We start from the raw sequence: 19,172 nt of genomic DNA on the forward strand, positions 1-19,172 counted from the left end.
CACCATGCTTCAGAACATAAAACTGCATCTGCACTATGACGCCGACACACAGCAGGCATTTGAGCAGCAGGCCGCCGAGGGTATGACACGCCTGAAGCAAGAAAATCTTACTTTTTTTCAGAATGTTATGCCAAATGTTGTCGATCAGCTTCGGCAAAGGACTAATGTGAAGTACTCTGTTATGTGTAATCATGACGGCGCGCTGAATATTGTCGATTACGAAGCAGGTAACGTGGTGTACGGCAAGCAGCCGGGTCAGGAAATTGACACACAGCTCTCTCAGTTTTTGCAAACACCTCATTATGTTGCATTCGACGGCTCCCAGTCAGCACAGCATCCTGAACATGGTTTGCTAGAGGGACTGGACTCGCCGTTAGCTGACGTGTTGCGAAAGGCAAAGCCCTTTTCCTCGGCTTCGGCAGTGGTAGCAATGTTGGGCGTTGGGCTTGGCTATCAGGTTAAGTCACTGATTATGCGTGCTGATATTGCGCACTTGATAATTTATGAGCCTAATCTGGACTTTTTCAGCTGCTCAATGCTTGCGACAAACTGGCGGGATATTTTCAGTCTCGCCCGTCAAAAAAATACGGCAATTTACCTGCAACTGGGTAAAGACGGCCGGGATCTTTTTAGCGACATATCTGAGCTGGCTAATAACGTCGAGATGGTAGGCTTCTATCTTTACCGGCACTACCACCATCCGGTGTTTGATCAAATTACTGATGCGCTTGCTAAGCAGACCTGGACGTCTTTCAATAACTGGATCCCGGATTTAGATTTTGACAGTAAGGTCGATGAGTATGTGCCAACCTGGATGCCGCCAGTGCAACGGTCAGACTGGAAAACGCAGTACCTTGATCAGGTGCGATTTGACAAAAATATGGCGGCCTTTCGGCAGTTTTTTCCTGATATCTATACATCGTTTAAGGACTATACGCCTCTGAACTGGCAACCGTTGGCAAATAAAGCAGGTGAGGTGAATGTTTTTCATCGTAAAAGTCTCGCACACTTATATAGCCAAACGCCTGTTTTGGATGGCGAGGATATTTTTTCCAACTACGCTGCCCACCCCAATCGCAACAGTCTGATTATTCAGCGTACTACCGGAAAGCTTCGACGGTATCTGCATTACCAGTTTGTCCAGGAGGCCGTGGCTGTATTGAAAAACCTTGAAGAAAGTAAAGGACGGCTTCCTGATAATATTGAAACTCTTATCCTGTTTGGCATGGGCGCAGGCTACCAGCTGACACCTCTGATGGCCTCGCGCAATATTGATGCGCTTTTTATCTGTGAACCGAACCGGGACTTTTTCTATGCGTCGCTGTATGCGATTGACTGGTCATCTGTCTTAACCTCGCTGGATGAACGAGAGGGACGCGCCTACATCAATATCGGTGATGATGGCACCCATTTAGCCGATGATCTTCTCAAGGTTTTTGATGCTATGGGCGTTCATTTATTGGCGAATGCCTACTTTTACCGGGGCCATTACAATGAGCGCCTGAATCCGGCATTGAAGCAGTTGCACGAGCATCTGCGCCTGATAATTTCCATGCAGTTCTACTACGATCACTCGAAGTATGCCATCAATCATTCACGCAAAGCGGTAGAAAATCAGGTGCCGTTTTTGCTTGCTCATCCACACACTCAGTTGACGGAAGAACACAAAGATGTGCCCGTATTCATTGTGGGCAATGGACCATCGTTAGACGGGCTGTTTCCCGTTCTGAAAGAAAATGCAGACCGCGCCATCATCATAAGCTGTGGTACAGCACTACAAAGTCTCTACCGTCAGGGGATCACGCCAGATTTTCATGCCGAAGTAGAAATGAATCGCTCTACCTGTGATTGGGTCGGGCGGGTTGGCGATCCTTCTTATCTTAAGAAAATTCGGTTACTAAGCTGGAGTGCGGTTCACCCCGACCTTAGCGACATGTTTCACTCAAGTTATCTGGTTTTCAAAAATGGCGAAGCGCCCACTCAGGCGATTGGTTCGATGTACGGTCGCTTACCGTTATCATCACTCTTGTACGCTTATCCCACCGTGTCCAATCTCGCGGCTAGTTTTGCCAGCCAGTTTGGCTTTGCACAGTATTATTTGTTTGGGACCGATCTGGGCTTTGTGGATGACCAGTACCACCACTCAAAAAGTTCCGGCTATTATCTGGAGCAGGGCAAACAACTGGTCGACTACACGAAGATGAATTATACCCGACTTCAGGTAGAGGGAAATTTACGTCCGGTTGTGTTTACCAAGCAGGAATTCAAAATATCTTGCCGGATTTTAGGTAAAGTGTTCACACGGGTATCCGGCGATGTCTATAACCTGAACGATGGCGCGAAAATTGAGGGGACACAGTCACTGCACCCCGATAATGTGTTGATCTTATCCACACCGGGGCAAAAAACTTCGACACTGGACCACGTCCTTGACGCGTGTTTTACAACATTTGTTCCCGAAGACTTTAACCAGCGCTTTGAATCTTTCTATCCGCATCAGAAAACGCTTGATGATTTCCAGGCGCTGATCGCGCTGGCCAGCGATAATCCTGATGCTGTTGATTCACCGGAAACACTGATAGAAGCGCATCGCGCTATGCTTAGAGAAGCCCGCCAGGATCAGCCCACCATGTTCTGGTTATTGATGAAGGGAACGCTGGAACTGATGAACAGTATTATCAATAAGATACAGGTTGTTGAGAATAAAGCGCAACGCACGCAAAGCATGCAACGACTGCTGGACGCCTGGCAGTCATTTCTTGAACAGGCCTATGCCGGCGTAAAATACGATACCGATGCGCTGGATTACATATCAAGTCATGTCGAGCAGCGCAAAGCGGTTCGCTACAGGCAGTTGATAGATCAGCAGACAGTGGATGCTATCAAGGTGGTTCCTGCAACAGCGACACGTTATCTGCAAAAAATCGTACCCAATGATCTTTCTGAGCAGCTCGAACAGCCAAAACCTGTGCGTGACGACCTGAAGTTCGTTTTTATCAACACAAAGAGCGATGTTTTGGAAAGTGATGTGTCGTGCTTTATTGCTACCGACAAGCCGTCCTTGCACACCGTCACAAATAAGGTAGCCGTTCCCGTGGTATATTGTCCCTGTGACTATCGGCAAAGGCACATATCTGTGGCATGTAACCCGGTGAATATGCTGCAGTGTGCATTAGAGACAGCCATTAATGGTTATACCGGAGTGATTATTTTGCCAAAGCTTACACTGGACCCTGCGCATCAGCAGGTCGAGGAACATTATGATCTGAGCCTGGCAGACGACTTTTATGTATATGACGGCATTACATACCTGATGCTGTCACAAGAAAAAATCAGCGATGCCATGCTCGTCAATAAAATGGGTGACAGACTTCGATATGTACCAAGGTTACGCATAATTGACTTTGTGTGTGATGAGCAGGATATAGTCGAACAACAAACGAACAAGACGCATCTGTTTGAAGTAACTTCTGGGGATAATAATGTCTGATTTTTCAAATAAAACCATACTAATAACCGGTGGAACCGGCTCTTTTGGCCATCACTTTGTCAACCGTATCCTCAATAAGCATAAGCCTAAGAAGCTTATTATATATTCTCGCGATGAGCTTAAGCAGTATGACATGCAACAGCGATTCAATGCGCCTTGTATGCGCTATTTTATTGGTGATGTTAGAGACAAGTCACGACTTATTACAGCGACCACAGAGGTCGATATAATAGTGCATGCCGCAGCTTTAAAGCAGGTCCCCGCTGCTGAGTACAATCCTCAGGAGTGTATTAAAACGAATATTGATGGTGCGCAGAACGTGATAGATGCCTCGATCGCTAACGACGTCCCAAAGGTGATTGCACTTTCAACCGATAAAGCGGCCAACCCTGTGAATCTCTATGGCGCGACAAAGCTCGCGTCTGACAAGTTGTTTGTAGCAGCAAATAATATATCAGGTGCCCAGGGAACCCGTTTTTCTGTGGTTCGCTATGGAAATGTTGTAGGATCCCGTGGGTCAGTGGTACCGTTTTTCCGCCAAAAGCTTGCGGATGGCTGTAGCGCCCTTCCGGTCACTCACCCCGAAATGACGCGTTTCTGGATTACCTTAGAGCAAGGCGTAAAGTTTGTTGAGAGTAGCTTTAAGCGTATGCAAGGAGGGGAGATTTTTGTTCCCAAAATACCCTCGGTGCGAATCCTGGACCTTGTTGAAGCGGTCAGTGGTAAGAGGGACCATGAGATTGTGGGGATAAGACCTGGCGAAAAAATTCATGAAATGATGGTGCCTGAAGAAACATCTCATCATAGTATTGAGTTTACTGACCACTTTGTTATTAAACCGCCAATTACTTTTTTCGACAGTCAAATTAATTACCTGGAAAATAAATTGGGAGAGATAGGTCGGCCTGTTGAGCCCGGTTTTGAATACGAATCGGGAACTAATTCACATTTCCTCTCTGTCGAAGAGTTACGGGAATTAAATGAGAAGATTCTATGATCTTCAGGTTGCCATAGTATTGAAGAGGACGATATCGCGGTTATCATTCATATGAAGAATTAATTCCTGACGCAGAGTGATGAAGCACCGAATTTTCAGGCTATACTGTTAAATGCTATAGGTATGCGTCAGATGGTCGCGGTTAATTCGAAGACAACGGCGTAGCACATTGCCTTCTGGTAGATCGGGGGGAGAGGTGATGGAACTCTCGTTTGGATTGAATCAATCTCGGTTCGTCGATACTACAGTAAAATCACGCTCGCCAACCTCTATACTACTAAGACGCCAATCGCCTCAACCGACATACTCAATGACATAGTATTGCCGTTCTTCTAGGCATTGGAGCTGCCGATGCTTAAAATTCTGACAGCTAGAGGTACAGAATACTACGGCAAAGTAGAACAGCATGATTATCAGCTTTACTTAGCCATCAACAATATCGACTACACAAAAAATAAGGCGCGAAATCCGTCCGTGAGCGGTTCCATAAAATTGTCCTAAACGGCTTAGACCAGGTCATCATCCGCAGAAAGCTCTATGATTTTCCAGAGGAGTTCCAGTAAGATCTGGAGGGTGGCAGGAATACTACAGCAATGAAAGAGTAGATCAGAGCAAAATGTGTTGCGGCAGCACTCCAATGGAAACACTAACAGATGGGAAAACGGATTTGGGCTGCGAAGAATTTCGCTCAAAGCTATTTTGACACAGGCAACGGATAACGGGTAGCTGTCAGATCAGGTGAGCTCGTACATGTCATTGTGGTATTTTTTGGGGAAAGGGAACAGCTTCTTTGCTGCTTTCCACCATATTTTTGAGCGTTGCCGACGGGCCAATATTTAACAGAGCATCAAAAACGCTTAAATAACTGGTAAAGTTTTTATGGTTTTGCTGATATACTTGAGGTTGAAAATTCTGAAATTCAACTTTAATACGCTCTTTTGAAAAAGCTACTTTTGCCATTTCATTATCTAAATAGTCAATGGCACCAACAGGGCTCAGATAACGCTTGGCCCGTAAATGATTACAGATGGCAATAATGCCTTGTTCCTTTGGGCCTTTTGCTAGATCTAAGTCGCTAGATCTCAAAAATTTGCTCGAAATCTCAAGTAACGCTGCTATTTCTTTTATTAGATTGATATTAAAGTCCGCAAGTTTTTCGAAAGGCTGTTCGTAGATACATTTAAGATGATCGATGTAATCTCTGTAATATGGCGCTTTCCGATAATTTTGTTCAATGGATTTAAAATGTTTTTTTCGCCAAGGTTGCTTATCATCTACTAAAACATCCTTTATCATAACGTCATAATGATGCCTTTTTTTCTGTACTGGAACACTTAAATACAACTCCCCTTGAGGCGAATTTATTTTATTTCGACTTTGCCAAGACTGTTTAACAAATTGTACATCATCATAAAATACAAAGTAATCTGACTGCCTGATTAAATCAAAATAACCCAACCAAGGAATATAAGATGGCTGCATAATGACCACGGTTTTATTAGTTTTCTTCACGTTAAACCTAGTCCTTTTCAATCATATCCAATGAAAAAGGCGAACCCTTATCCATGTTCTTTGTAAACTTTTTACCCAATAGCGATTCGTAATGCTTTGGATGCAGTCCCAGGCCCGGCCTTAGTACTTTTATATTGCTAGGGGTGACTGTATCTCCAACTTTCACATCTTCTGAAACAAAAATCGAGCGTTTAAATTTTGTGGCATTGATCATTCTTGGGGATAAGTCTAAGCTAGCAGTGCCCATTGCTTTCTCCATATTGCGCACTTCCTTGACTAAAGTAGTGAATTCTGATGGGTCAAGAGAGAACTCTCTATCTAAACCAGCTCCTGCCTTATCTAAAATAAAATGCTTTTCAATAACTTTTGCTCCCATGGCCGTTGCGCCGAGCGCTGCTGTCAAACCTAAAGTATGGTCTGATAATCCCACCACTGTTTTATACTTTTTCTCCATATAGGGTATCGCATTTAAATTCACTTCCTCCAAAGGAGTTGGATAAGCACTGGTGCACTTCAACAGAGCAATTTTAGTATTTCCCTCTCTTTTACATGTTTCTATCGCTAATTCAATATCTTCTACATCAGCCGCCCCGGTAGAAATAATAATAGGCTTACCGGTTTTAGCTACTGCTTTAATTAAAGGAATATCATTGATCTCCAGTGAAGCAATTTTATATGCCGGTACTTCAATTCCTTCCAGCTTTTTAACTAAGTCAGGATGGAAAGGGGAAGAAAAGAAATCTAACCCTAAAGAATTGGCTAAGGTTTTGAGCTGAGCATGCCATTGCCAAGGGGTCTGGCCTTTTTCATAAACATCATAAAGCTTCCCTCCTGCCCAGGGGCTGTCTTGTCGAGTTCTAAACCACTTTTTATCACTATTAAGTGTCATGACATCAGGTGTATAAGTCTGAATTTTTACGGCATTAGCCCCTGTATCAGCAATTGCCTCGACCGACTTTTTCGCCAATTCAAGACTTCCTTCATGATTTGCTGATAACTCAGCGATGATATATACGGGATGGTCTTTACCTAACGTATTTTGATTGATTTGAAATTGATTCATGTATTTGGGTCCGGAGTCCGAAAATAAGCGCATCGCTTATGGTTAACGGTGAGCAGAACAACCGCCCGTCTGTGGTCTATAATCGCTAGAAAGAACAGTGTTATCATAATTTAAAATGAGTTGATCGAAAACCAACGATATCAGAATCAAGTTAACTAAAGCGAGAGGTTCAGTTATCAAAATTTCGGAACGTTAATGAGATAGCCTTTATCGAGATAACATCAATACTCAGCCAGACTTGTGCACTTTAGGATTGTTTTCAACGAAATAAATCCTACAAAGGTATCATCTGTAAGCGCAATGACTATAAATTATCTTTAATAATTAGAGAAGCTTTTTCAGCTTTTACCTCATTGAAGCGAAAGTCATTGAATAAATTTACGATTGCATTGTGCACTTTATCAGCCTGAGGTGTATTTTCAAGACTGTAAAGTGGTGCTATAGGCGCGTAATGACTGCTGGCAAAAAGGCCTGCTTCGAATAGCTTCTTCAAAATGTGAACTTTATTTTTTACGAAGATATTAAAACGCCAGTTTTGGAATGTATTACTAAGTTGTATATCATTTGGTAACACATCTGCATAGATCTTATTGATTTTTGCCTTATGCGCGACGGCATTCTGGCTCAAGATTAATACTTTTTCTTTGTATTCAGAAAATGAAAGTTGAGGCATCCTGCTATCTAACCAAGGAGTTTGAGGGATATTTATCTGAGATCCCTGCCTAATAGAGTTTCTAAAATATGCCTGCAGTTTTACATATGCACTTTCCTTAAAAGCGAGAGGGAACCTTTCGTACACGAAGTCGGAAGATAGGAACCCATATCCGCCCGATCCTATTTCTGCAACTTTAGAATAACCTGTGCTGTACAATATTAAGTCAGCTTCACTGTTCTCCACAGTAAATGAGGGAATCGACAAACACTGATCATCAACAAAGAAAATTGAAGGCGAATATGCCCTGACCGTTTGAATAAGTGGCTTAATATCAAGATGATTATCACCATAAGTTCTTACCCATATCAGACCACTAAAATCATGAGGATTACATTTTAAATCTCTAAATAGTAACGATTGATTAATGGTGAAAGATTTAGTATCAATGTCTATGAAATGAGGTGTTAATCCAGCTTTTAAGATAGTAGCTGGGACGATCGGACAAATATTAGCTGGTATAATTACTTTTCCTTTACCTATTTTCTTAAAGATATTATAAAGGATATAGCAAGCTCTACTTTCGTAGATTGTCTGGTAATTATCGTTTTCAGTCATAATATGCAATTAAAGCATTTTTCATTTTTTTTACTTTATCTGAACTTAGTCTAAGTTTGTTTCTATTACTAAAGTCAAAAGCTTTATGCTCTGATGGTTTATCAATCTTTATATTATTTTTTACGAAAAAAGCGTACAAGGAATTTAGTACAAGCTTAGTGTTGGCTACTAAGTTTTCAAATTCAATCTGAAAAAATTTATCCTTGAGAATATTTTCTAAACTATTTTCTATATATCGCTCGCTATGAAATATTTGCCCGGCAATTTGTTCCATTACAGGTTTTGACTTTAGTTCCAAGTATTCCGGTGGTTTAATACCAAACCAATTCTCTACCGTTCCAAATAACTCTATACGAGACTGGTATGTAGATTGCTGCACGAAGAGTGGTTCCCTCTTGATATAAAGAAATACTGCACTTGGGAATAATTGGTGAAGCGTCTCAATCTGAAAATTTACTTTGTGCAGATTTTTAAATATCCAAGGTCTATCTTCCATAGTTTGTATCGCGCGCATAATTTTTACGATCTTTTCGTTGTCGATACTGGATTTTTGAAATGTTTTTTCAAAGGCGTCCCAAGGAAACCAATGCTTCCAAAAATAGCCAAATTCGTGGGGGCCGGATAGTCCCTCTGTGTAACCCAAATTGGATTTATAAGATACATCCGCTTTAAAATTTAGATTATTTTGTAGTAGTAGTCCAGTTAAGGGTGCATTCCAGAATCTAGCCAAAAAGTTTGACGGATATGCGAAATTAAATTGGTTGATCAAGAGTTGGTTAAGCAAAGTTGTACCAGATCGTTGTAAACCAATTATAAAAACAGGACTCGGCTCTGTACTACTATTTATCTCCTTAATAATAGAACGATCTACCCCTTCCAATCTTGAGTTTATCTGGCGAAAATACTTTTCGATGAAAGTATTCTTTTTATATCTATCTTGTCTTTTTTGTTCTGACATTATGAATCTGAAATCAAATTATCAATCTTTTCTGTCACTTTCTCAACGCCATTGACAGCTACTACTTTGTTAAAATTTTTCACCATTAAGGAATTGAGTCTATCTTTTTTGTAAGCAGCGATGTGCTTTAATAGTTCAAGATCTGTCATCAGATTTGTATCTTTAAGATGGTGTACAAGTTTTTGTTCGACACAAAATGCTACAGTTTTTCTTTCACGCTCACTTGAAGGACTTACGATTTGTAAGGTGTTGAGACAAGCTAACTCCCAGAGTGTCAGTCCACCGGATGTCAAGGCATATTTAGCTTTTGCCATCAACTCGGGCATTTTAGTTGTATTGATATATAACGTAGCATCCATTTCTTTGTGGTCATCAATGTACAGTTTAATTGCGTCTAAATCGGGGTTTAAGGAACCGCATACTACAATTAGAGACCGAAATAGCTTGGTATTATTACCTAGTGCTTTTAGGTAGCGCAAAGTTTGACGGCTTACATCTGCTCCTCCAAAAAATAACAGACAGTTATCTTCTTTATCTGAAAATTGCTTAAGCCCGTCTTTTTGGAGCTTTGCATATGTATCACTTAAGATTGCATATTGAGGTCCAAGTAAAAGCTTTGTGCGACTACCGACCTGATAATTCATCTGCAATGCTCTAATATTTTGGTTTAACACAATATCTGCAAGAAAGTCATATTTATCATCAAATGAAAAGTACATTAAACGTAAGCCATAATCGTTTCTAATTATCGACTGGAACTCTAGATCGTGAAGCTCAGGTGCATCATGATCAATTATGAAAATCGTTTTTTCTCGCTGCCTATACCTTTTGAAGAAATTATATACTAGATCTGATTCTTTCTGATTTTTCTCAAATTGGACCACTGTAAAACTATATCTAGTTAGATCGTCAGCTAAATCTTCAGTTAGATTTTTAGCTATAAAAAAGATCTGAAATCCTAAAGCTTGCAGTTTATGGGCAAGTAGTTTACAACGCAAAATATGGCCCGTACCAATTTTTGTATTTGCATCTGCTCTGAATATCGCTCTTTTACTCATCAAGTAAGCTTTTCCCTGAGCGAAGAAAATTTTAATTTCGCTAATTTCAGATCTTCATAAGTATCTATATCTTGTACTTCTAACCGCTCTTTTTCTATAAAGCCACTGTTATTCATAAATAGCTTTTTTTGCTTTTTAAAACTTTCTGGATTGAACCAATACCATTGTCCTGCATCGTGATAAACTTTTTGCAAATCTTGTGAGCGTGAACGTAAATACTTAGGCCATATCATTTCAATTTTTTCTTTATCACTGATTTTTAACCCTCTCCAAATTGGATAGTCAAAGGAAACTACGGGAAAAACAGAATCTAAATTTTGTAGTTTAATCTTTTTCAACCCATCGTTAATATCTGCTTGCTGAGCTAAGACAGCAGTTGGGTATATACAGCAAACCCAATCGAACTTACTCCTATAATTATCTAAAACCTCAGCTATACAATCTGCAGTAGTTGCAAGGTCATTTGCATTATCCTTTGAACGAAGAAAAGGAACACTTGCTCCACAATCTTGTGCTATTTTTGCTACTTCTTCGTCCTCTGTGGAAACCATAATCTCATCAAAAAGCCCTGATTCTACTGCTAATTCAATAACATATGAAATCATTGGCTTTCCCAGAAAGTCTCTAATATTCTTTCGTGGAATACGTTTGCTTCCACCGCGTGCCGGTATTATGCATAAATTGCTCATCTGTAATAATCCTCAAGTGCTCCAATCACATATTCCTGATCTTCTTCACTGAGTGTTGGGAACATCGGTAAACTTAAACAGCCGTTATAGTAAGATTCAGCATTCGGACAATCCCCTAGCGACCATCCAAGTTGGCGATAATAGGGCATTAAATGAATTGGTATATAGTGAATCTGAACAAAGATTTTATGTTCTCTCAAGTGATTGTATAAACCTAATCGATCTTCTACTTCTATAACGTATAGGTGATATGCATGCCCGGCGACTATACCGGATTGACTTTTTACAAAACTTTTATGTTCAAACGCATTGAAATATCGTTCGGCTATAGCTCGTCTCTTCTCTAATCCTTCGTTAGCCCTACTAAGTTGGCTCAAACCTAAAGCGGCTTGAAAATCTGTTAATCTATAATTGTAACCCAACTCTTGCATCTCCATGTACCATGCTGGGTATTCCTGATTTGTTGTTGGCTGGTCGCCGATGGCAATATCAATCGAATTTTGAAAATCGTTCACATTTTTTGTGATGCCGTGTGTTCGCAACATCAGGAGCTTTTTATATAATGCTTTATCATTAGTAGTGATCATTCCTCCTTCTCCTGCGGCGATGTGCTTTACAGGGTGAAATGAAAAAATAGCTAAATCCGAAAATTTCCCATTTCCGCAATATTGCTTATTACCACTAGTATCACAAAAAAAACCTCCAGGTGAGTGGCAAGAATCCTCAATAATCCATAAATCGAATTCATTTGCCAGATCCCTAAATGCTTCCATATCGACTGCTCTGCCGGCAAAGTCTACCGGAATTATTCCTTTATAAGTCCCTTTTGGTGAAGCGTCTAAAAGTGCTCTAACGTGATTAATGTCTAGCAAATAGTTATCAGGATCAATATCGGCAAAAACTACTTCTCCTCCGCAATACTGAACACAATTAGCTGAAGCAGCGAAGGTGATAGGGGTTGTAATCACTTTATCGCCTTCTTTTACATCCAACGCTAGGCAGGTTAAATGAAGTGCAGCTGTGCCATTAGAAACCGCCACTGCAAACTCTGCTCCTACATATTTTGCGAAAGCATCTTCAAACTCTTTGCTCCTCGGCCCCTGCGTTAAGTAATCTGACCTTAACGCTTCTACGACTGACTGAATATCTTCTTCTGTGATATTTTGTTTGCCGTAAGGTATTGGCCATTGATGATTGATACTTGGAGGTTCTATATTTTTATTTGACGCCATGACTTATAGCCTACTTTTCTATCTTAAGCTTAACAAAATGCATTTAGTTGTTTTAAAAAATTTTAATTTTCTAAACTTTTTTTTGGGGAAAAAGGTCACTCCCTACGCCATCAGCAATATTATCATCGATACAATCAGAAGTGCGTTTCATTGACTAATTAAGCGAAACTTTTCAGCATCAAGAAATTAAGTGCGTTGATTCGTAAAAAACAACGTTCGCAACCCGGGCAATCTCATCGTCGTCGGTGGAGACCACAACAACATCCACGGCACCGCTTTCCAGAGCCGCATGAATAGAGTGCGCAAGCATTGGCTTTTACCACTAAAGTTGCGAATGTTTTTTCTGGGAATGCGCTTACTGCCGCCGCGGGCGGGAATGATGGCTATATTCATACAGTCTTCTGTGTCGTTTCATCGCCAGGTAAGTCTGACGGTAAGGTTGAGAGCATTTTTTCCAACCTGCAAAGCCAGGTATGGTGCCGAAATACCTGTTGACGCGCCTGAGTACGTCGCCGGTCATAGTCTTTATCGTCAATGCCGGCAAAAAATTGAGCCGGGGTGACAACCCCACTGCCCATAGTCTGGTTTACATAGGGACAGTCTACCGCCACAACCGGTGTTCCCATGGCCAGTGGATAAACCACGCGCTCGTGTAAACCTCGTTCAAAACCGGGTGAGTGGTGAACTACAAAGCGGGCCGTTGACATCGCAGTTAATAAATCGTCAAACGGCAGACCGGCTGAATAGTGATGACGTGGCGCGACCGATTGATATTTTTCACTTTGACGACCGACCACCGTAAGCGTTACGTCCTCTGCGTCAAAGTAGTGTAAACGGGCTTCTCGTTGTTTTGCCCGCAAGTATTTGTCAACCAGTATACACAGCTTCAAAACATGCTTGTCGAGCCCGAGTCGCGCCGGTTTACCTGCCGCAGGCAGCACACAGATGACCTCCATAAAGCGCGATACAGACGTACACTGCTCTATGGCATAGCCCAGGTTATCCCAGCATGACGCAAGTTGTTTGTGGTAATAGTTTTTATCAATGTAGGAAGCAGGAAAAAGTACCGTATCGTGTTTGTATTCGGTGGCGGTCTGGCTATACCGGTTTGTTTTCGCGCTGCTTATTGCATGGGCAAAATATTCTGCTTTGAAGCCACAGAGTGACGCGAACTGGACATGCTCCTGATCAATACAAAGTAACCTGACCTTCATGCCCCAGATGCGCCGGAGTACGTGAATAGGGTGATCAACGCAAAAGACGTAAATTGGAATACTGGGCGCGAGCGCGCACACATCGGTACCATCTGGCCACTTTCCAAGTCCTACGCCATTAAAACTTATGACAAAATCAAACGAAGACAGCGAGGGTAACGTTTCGAGGCCGGCTTTCAGCGTGTCTGGCGACTCAGCGTTTAGCAGTGCCGTATCGATCGCCATTTGCTTAAGGTCTGCAATAATCCCTGCTAAAAAATGTGAGACAACCCCATACTGATTCTGGCCGGTAAGTAAAAGTGCATGCATAAGAAAGCGTTAGTCACTTTTTTATTTGATTGTGATGATAATAACAGCCTCCATGCGTATAAGTGAGTGCTGTGAGGTATAAATTTTCATACACAATGCAGGCCGTCAGTTGCTTACTAATTGGTCAGTGTTCTGCTAAGCTTACGTAAGGTCTAAATAGAGGTGGCGTATGTTCGAGATCAATGGTCCACAGTCCAATTCGTCTTTACTGAACCAGGTTCAGCAAAAGCGTGAGACACTGTTTGAGCAGCTGTCCAGTGGTCAGCGCGTGAACAGTGCCGCTGATGGCGCTGCGGCGCAGCAGATTATCGACCGACTGACGTCGCAGGTCGAAGGCAATCGTCAGGCAATCAGTAATGCCTACGATGGTATATCACTGGCGCAGATAGCTGAAGGCGGACTTGAAGGCATTAATCAGGACGCTGAGCGGATCCGGGAACTGACATTGCAGGCAGGCAACGGCGCGCTTAACAACGCCGACCGTCAGGCCATTCAGTCTGAAATAACTCAGTTGCAGGACAATATTTCTCAAACCATTGAGCAAACCAACATTGGCGGAAAGCCGCTGTTGTCGCAGGATTCTGAGATCCAGTTTCAGGTTGGCGCTAATCCGGGACAGTCTGTCGGGGTCCAAACCCAGGATGTCGGCAGTCAACTCAGTAACCTGTTGTCCGTTGACCTTACCGGCGGCACCAGCGTGGAAGATGCCCTGAATGCCGCAGATGAGGCGATTCAGACTATTGGTGGCGCGCGTTCTGATTTAGGTGCCGTGCAAAACCGTTTTGAGAGTACCGCACGTTCGTTATCAGACGCTGATATTAATGCCGCGCAAGCGCGCAGCCGAATTCAGGATACTGACTTCGCGCAGGCTGTGTCTGAACAGGTCGCTAATGATGTGCGGGGGCAGGCAGCATTGACCGTGCAGTCACAAGCCAATCAGCAACAGGGTCAGGTGCTGGCGCTGCTCAATTAACAACACTGGTGGCGGGGCTACCTGCCACCCATTAAGGCTCTGCATCTTCCCAGGCGCATCGTGACATTTACCGAGTGCTTGCTGGTCAATTATTCTGCGTTTTCAAAGGCTGAGACTTTATTTGTTCCTATTCTGTTAAACAGCAGTTGCGCTTGGATCTTTTACCGTTACAATTCATAGATGCGATAAACTATTATAAATAAAACGCGCAATCGGGGAATTGATGAAGGACATTCTGCTTGTTAGTGATAACAGCGACCTAATCAAAAATTTAAGTACCATCATTACGTTTTTGGGCGAAAGTTGTCAGTCGCGCACGTTGTCCGACTGCCAGTCCTTTCTTGATACCTCCGAAACGGAGGCTGTGCTGATTGATTATGCTAATCCCGAGCAGGTTAAGACGTTGGTCTCGGATTATCCGCACATTGCCTTTGTGGCCGTGAGTGACCAAAGTGTCGAAGTCGTCGCCGAACGCAATCTTGTCAGTGCAATCACACTGCCCATTACCTACCCTGTGTTAACCCAGGCGATACACCGCTGTCAGGAATATGGCAGACAGCGACCGGACAAGCGTTCGGCCAGTGGGACCAAAACCCGGTTATTTCGCAGTCTGGTCGGTAAATCCGGGCAAATTCAGGTGGTCAGACGCCTGATCGAGCAGGTTGCACCTACAGACGCAACGGTACTTATCCTCGGCGAGTCGGGCACCGGCAAAGAAGTGGTAGCCCGCAACGTACATTTTCTGTCTGCCCGTCGTGAAGGGCCGTTTATTCCGGTCAATTGCGGTGCCATTCCCGGTGAATTGCTGGAAAGCGAGTTATTCGGCCACGAAAAGGGCGCATTTACCGGTGCCATCGGGTCGCGCAAAGGACGGTTTGAACTGGCTGAAGGCGGCACTCTGTTTCTCGATGAAATTGGTGACATGCCCATGCAAATGCAGGTCAAGTTACTGCGCGTACTACAGGAGCGCACGTTCGAACGGGTGGGCGGAAATCGTGCCATGCAGTGCGATGTGAGAATTATTGCGGCTACCCACCGTGACCTCGAGGCGATGATCAACGAAGATAAATTTCGTGAAGATCTCTACTACCGACTGAATGTGTTTCCTATCGACAGCCCAGCGTTGCGGCAACGACGCGATGACATTCCCCTGTTGCTTCAGGAGCTGAACAGCCGTATCCAGGGCGAGGGTGTCGATGGGGTTCGCTTTACTGAATCGGCCATTGCATCACTGATGGAACACGACTGGGCAGGGAATGTACGGGAACTGTCGAACCTGGTTGAGCGTTTGTCTATTTTGTATCCTGGCGATATTGTTGATATTCAGGATTTGCCGGAAAAGTATCAGTACGGTGATATTAAAGCCTACACGCCAGATTATCCGGAAGAGCTGCTAGAGCGTGAAGCGTTTAATGAGCTGTTTGCTGAATCTGCGGCGCAGGAACAAGCCAAAGAGGGCAACGGGCAGGAAGGACAACAATATTCGTCGGCTCTGCCCGAAGAAGGCGTTAACCTTAAAGAATATCTGTCTGAGCTTGAGATTGATATGATACGCCAGGCGCTGGAGCAGCAGGATTGGGTCGTAGCCCGGGCGGCTGACCGGCTTGGAATGCGTCGTACGACACTGGTTGAAAAGATGCGCAAGTACGACATTCAGCGCATAGAAGAAAGCTGAGTTGTCAGAGAATTGACAGCAGTCCTGCAGAAAAATCTCCCCTTAACTCACTGTATTTTATAAGAATGTAAAGCTGGCACAAGACCTGCTTTATGTGTGTCAGATACGATTCCGTCTGCTTTTTGACGAGGACAGCATGGCATACGACAGCAGCCTTCATATTACCGATAGCTATGATTTCACGCCTTACCCCGAGATCCCGACCACGGGGACAGGGAGTCAGTCTCAGCACTACACCAGCGATGCAGAAATTCAGCGCCTGCACCAACAGGCCGGTCGCTTGGAGCATTTGCTAAAGGTCATGCCTGCCGGCGTGATCGTGCTGGACGGCAAAGGGGTGGTCAGGCAGGCCAATGATCAGGCCAAAGCGTTGCTAGGTGAGCCGCTTGAAGCAGAAGTCTGGCGCACAATCATCGCCCGTTCTTTTAAGCCCCGTGCCGATGACGGTCATGAAGTGTCGCTGGTCGATGGTCGCCGCGTTAAGTTGTCTATCACACCGCTTGAAAACGAGCCGGGCCAGTTAATTGTTATAACCGACTTAACAGAAACCCGCCGCCTGCAGGCTAGAGTAAGCCACATGCAGCGCCTGTCTTCACTGGGGAAAATGGTAGCATCGCTGGCACATCAAATCAGAACGCCACTCTCTGCGGCCATGCTGTATGCCTCAAACCTCACACGTAAATCCTTGCCCCGCGAAGCAATGACACAGTTCGCTGGTAAACTCACCGACCGCCTTCAGGAGTTGGAGAATCAGGTTAACGACATGCTGCTGTTTGCGAAATCCGGCGAAGAGCAGGTGGTCAGTACGCTAAGCCTGAACGATCTGCAACAGGCCGTAGAACCTGGCGCAGAAGGTGTGATTCAGAGCGCCGGACAGTCAATTCAGTTCTCTGGCTTTGACGAAAACATCAGTTTCACCGGCAACATTACGGCTCTGCAGGGAGCGATACTAAATCTTATTCATAATGCCTGCCAGGTGAGTCCGAAGCAAAGTACGATTCAGGTCAGTGCCCGCACAGAAGACAACGATATCCGGATTGCTGTCACTGACCAGGGGCCAGGGATCCCTGCGCAACTGCAGAGCAAAGTGTTTGAGCCGTTCTTTACCACTAAAGCCCATGGCACCGGACTGGGTCTGGCTGTCGTGAAATCTGTGGTCAATGCCCATCAGGGACAACTGGCCGTGGAAAACTTGACCAGCGGTGGGGCTCGCTTTTCATTCTCACTACCACGTCACGGCGCTGCTGCGGCCGTGCGTGATACTCAGAGTTTAACAGGAGACGCGTCATGAGCGAAACGACCATACTTATTGTAGAAGATGATGCAGGCTTGCGAGAGGCGCTCGAAGACACGCTGATGCTGGCTGAGTACCGGGTTATTGCTACAGACAGCGCCGAGTCGGCGCTGGCCAGGCTGTCGTCCTGTAACATTGATTTGGTTGTCAGCGACATTCAGATGGGAGAAATGAACGGTCTGACGCTGCTCAAAAACATCAAAAGTAAATTTCCGCAGATGCCGGTATTGCTGATGACCGCCTATGCGACTATTGACGATGCGGTCCAGGCCATGCGCGATGGCGCAACAGATTACCTGTCTAAACCTTTTGCCCCCGAGGTGCTGCTAAATCTGGTCGGGCGCTATGCACCCGCGCAAAAAATTGAATCACGCACCCCCGTGGTGGCCGATCCGTCCAGCCTCAAACTACTGGAGCTTTCCCGCAAGGTAGCAAAGTCTGAGGCCACGGTTATGGTGCTTGGGCCGAGTGGCTCGGGTAAAGAGGTGATTTCCCGCTATATCCATGATCAGTCCAGCCGTCAGGACGCGCCTTTTGTGGCAATAAACTGTGCGGCCATTCCGGAAAATATGCTGGAGGCAACCCTGTTTGGCTATGAGAAAGGGGCATTTACCGGCGCGGTACAGGCCTGCCCGGGAAAATTTGAACAGGCGCAAAACGGCACCCTGTTGCTGGATGAGATTACCGAAATGGATTTAGGCCTGCAGGCAAAATTACTGCGGGTGCTGCAGGAGCGTGAAGTCGAACGCCTGGGTGGACGTAAAACCGTACAGCTGGACGTGCGGGTTATCGCCACCAGTAACCGCGACTTACGCCAGGCGGTTGAAGCTGGCACATTCCGTGAGGACTTGTTCTATCGCCTTAATGTCTTTCCTATCATCTGGCGTCCTCTTGCCGAGCGCCCAGGAGATATTGTGCCGTTAGCTGAGCACCTTATTCAGCGCCACACATCCGGCCAGGGCATGAGTGCGGTACGACTGACTGCCGCAGCGCGCAATAAGCTTAATCAGCATCAGTGGCCGGGTAATGTGCGGGAGCTTGAAAACGTTATTCAGCGTGCCCTTATTCTGTGTGAAGACGGTGAAATTGATTCAGATGATCTGATGATCGAGATGTCAGCCGTAAGTGGGCACGAGGGCGCGTCAGAAAGTCTCACAGAAGACAGCAGCCGGCTTGGATCGGAGTTACGCCATCAGGAGCACCAGATTATTCTGGATACACTGGAAATGTGTAACGGCAAGCGCAAGGACGTGGCAGAGAAACTGGGTATAAGCCCTCGTACGCTGCGCTATAAGCTGGCCCGCATGCGCGAGGACGGTATCAACGTGCCTGCCTGATTTGCATGTGTTTCGCTCCGGCTGCAGGTGACGCTGTCACCCTCGCTGCACGCCGTAAACCCCTCCATGGGGGCTCCGCTGCCGCATCCCTGCGGCAGAGG

14 protein-coding genes and 2 pseudogenes are annotated in these 19,172 nt (G+C 44.7%); 7 read left to right on the top strand and 9 right to left on the bottom strand.

From position 1 onward, the window contains the following. The first annotated feature begins 4 nt into the window (after window positions 1–4). The 3 genes and pseudogenes from IE054_RS00715 to IE054_RS17805 form a co-directional block, all read left to right on the top strand. The gene (locus IE054_RS00715) at window positions 5–3,490 is read left to right on the top strand and encodes a 6-hydroxymethylpterin diphosphokinase MptE-like protein (protein ID WP_189403173.1); all 3,486 of its coding nucleotides are present in this window, start codon (window positions 5–7) and stop codon (window positions 3,488–3,490) included. Next, the gene (gene pseB, locus IE054_RS00720) at window positions 3,483–4,487 is read left to right on the top strand and encodes a UDP-N-acetylglucosamine 4,6-dehydratase (inverting) (protein ID WP_189403174.1); all 1,005 of its coding nucleotides are present in this window, start codon (window positions 3,483–3,485) and stop codon (window positions 4,485–4,487) included. The genes IE054_RS00715 and pseB overlap by 8 nt, the downstream gene beginning before the upstream one ends. Before the next feature lie 243 nt (window positions 4,488–4,730). Continuing rightward, a pseudogene (locus IE054_RS17805) lies at window positions 4,731–5,206 on the top strand (IS481 family transposase); the annotation flags it as partial. A 34-nt stretch (window positions 5,207–5,240) separates the two neighbouring features. Here the strand turns inward: IE054_RS17805 and IE054_RS00725 are convergent. The 9 genes and pseudogenes from IE054_RS00725 to IE054_RS00765 all read right to left on the bottom strand — a co-directional run bounded on the left by IE054_RS00725 (window position 5,241) and on the right by IE054_RS00765 (window position 13,792). Next, window positions 5,241–5,999, bottom strand: a complete 759-nt coding sequence (locus IE054_RS00725; protein WP_189403175.1) for a WbqC family protein — start codon at window positions 5,997–5,999, stop codon at window positions 5,241–5,243. Between the two features lie 7 nt (window positions 6,000–6,006). Further along, window positions 6,007–7,062, bottom strand: coding sequence for a pseudaminic acid synthase (gene pseI / locus IE054_RS00730; protein WP_189403176.1), 1,056 nt, complete (start codon window positions 7,060–7,062; stop codon window positions 6,007–6,009). A 304-nt stretch (window positions 7,063–7,366) separates the two neighbouring features. Beyond that, a complete protein-coding gene (locus tag IE054_RS00735) occupies window positions 7,367–8,332 on the bottom strand; it encodes a hypothetical protein (RefSeq protein WP_189403177.1) in 966 nt (321 codons plus the stop codon). Beyond that, on the bottom strand, window positions 8,325–9,290 hold the full coding sequence (locus tag IE054_RS00740; RefSeq protein WP_189403178.1) for a sulfotransferase family protein: 966 nt from the start codon (window positions 9,288–9,290) through the stop codon (window positions 8,325–8,327). Before IE054_RS00740 ends, IE054_RS00735 begins: the two co-directional genes overlap by 8 nt. Next, window positions 9,290–10,348: a UDP-2,4-diacetamido-2,4,6-trideoxy-beta-L-altropyranose hydrolase gene (gene pseG, locus IE054_RS00745; protein WP_189403179.1), complete on the bottom strand. Its 1,059-nt coding sequence runs from the start codon at window positions 10,346–10,348 to the stop codon at window positions 9,290–9,292. The genes IE054_RS00740 and pseG overlap by 1 nt, the downstream gene beginning before the upstream one ends. Beyond that, window positions 10,348–11,037 (bottom strand): pseudaminic acid cytidylyltransferase, encoded by a 690-nt coding sequence (gene pseF / locus IE054_RS00750; RefSeq protein ID WP_189403180.1) that lies wholly within the window; start codon window positions 11,035–11,037, stop codon window positions 10,348–10,350. The genes pseG and pseF overlap by 1 nt, the downstream gene beginning before the upstream one ends. Continuing rightward, window positions 11,034–12,269 (bottom strand): UDP-4-amino-4,6-dideoxy-N-acetyl-beta-L-altrosamine transaminase, encoded by a 1,236-nt coding sequence (pseC, locus tag IE054_RS00755; RefSeq protein ID WP_189403181.1) that lies wholly within the window; start codon window positions 12,267–12,269, stop codon window positions 11,034–11,036. Before pseC ends, pseF begins: the two co-directional genes overlap by 4 nt. A gap of 217 nt (window positions 12,270–12,486) precedes the next feature. Further along, window positions 12,487–12,662, bottom strand: a pseudogene (locus IE054_RS00760) (cytidylyltransferase domain-containing protein); the annotation flags it as partial. Further along, on the bottom strand, window positions 12,659–13,792 hold the full coding sequence (locus IE054_RS00765; protein WP_189403182.1) for a glycosyltransferase: 1,134 nt from the start codon (window positions 13,790–13,792) through the stop codon (window positions 12,659–12,661). The pseudogene IE054_RS00760 and the gene IE054_RS00765, both read right to left, overlap by 4 nt. A gap of 169 nt (window positions 13,793–13,961) precedes the next feature. Here IE054_RS00765 and IE054_RS00770 point away from each other — a divergent pair, with 169 nt between their 5' ends. The 4 genes from IE054_RS00770 to IE054_RS00785 all read left to right on the top strand — a co-directional run bounded on the left by IE054_RS00770 (window position 13,962) and on the right by IE054_RS00785 (window position 19,071). Further along, window positions 13,962–14,765: a flagellin N-terminal helical domain-containing protein gene (locus IE054_RS00770; RefSeq protein ID WP_189403183.1), complete on the top strand. Its 804-nt coding sequence runs from the start codon at window positions 13,962–13,964 to the stop codon at window positions 14,763–14,765. Between the two features lie 223 nt (window positions 14,766–14,988). Further along, the gene (locus IE054_RS00775) at window positions 14,989–16,440 is read left to right on the top strand and encodes a sigma-54 dependent transcriptional regulator (RefSeq protein WP_189403184.1); all 1,452 of its coding nucleotides are present in this window, start codon (window positions 14,989–14,991) and stop codon (window positions 16,438–16,440) included. A gap of 136 nt (window positions 16,441–16,576) precedes the next feature. Continuing rightward, the gene (locus IE054_RS00780; protein ID WP_189403185.1) at window positions 16,577–17,731 is read left to right on the top strand and encodes a sensor histidine kinase; all 1,155 of its coding nucleotides are present in this window, start codon (window positions 16,577–16,579) and stop codon (window positions 17,729–17,731) included. Next, window positions 17,728–19,071 (top strand): sigma-54-dependent transcriptional regulator, encoded by a 1,344-nt coding sequence (locus IE054_RS00785; protein WP_189403186.1) that lies wholly within the window; start codon window positions 17,728–17,730, stop codon window positions 19,069–19,071. Before IE054_RS00780 ends, IE054_RS00785 begins: the two co-directional genes overlap by 4 nt. Window positions 19,072–19,172 lie beyond the last annotated feature (101 nt).

Source organism: Alteromonas halophila, from assembly GCF_014651815.1.
Taxonomy (GTDB): Bacteria; Pseudomonadota; Gammaproteobacteria; order Enterobacterales; family Alteromonadaceae; genus Alteromonas; species Alteromonas halophila.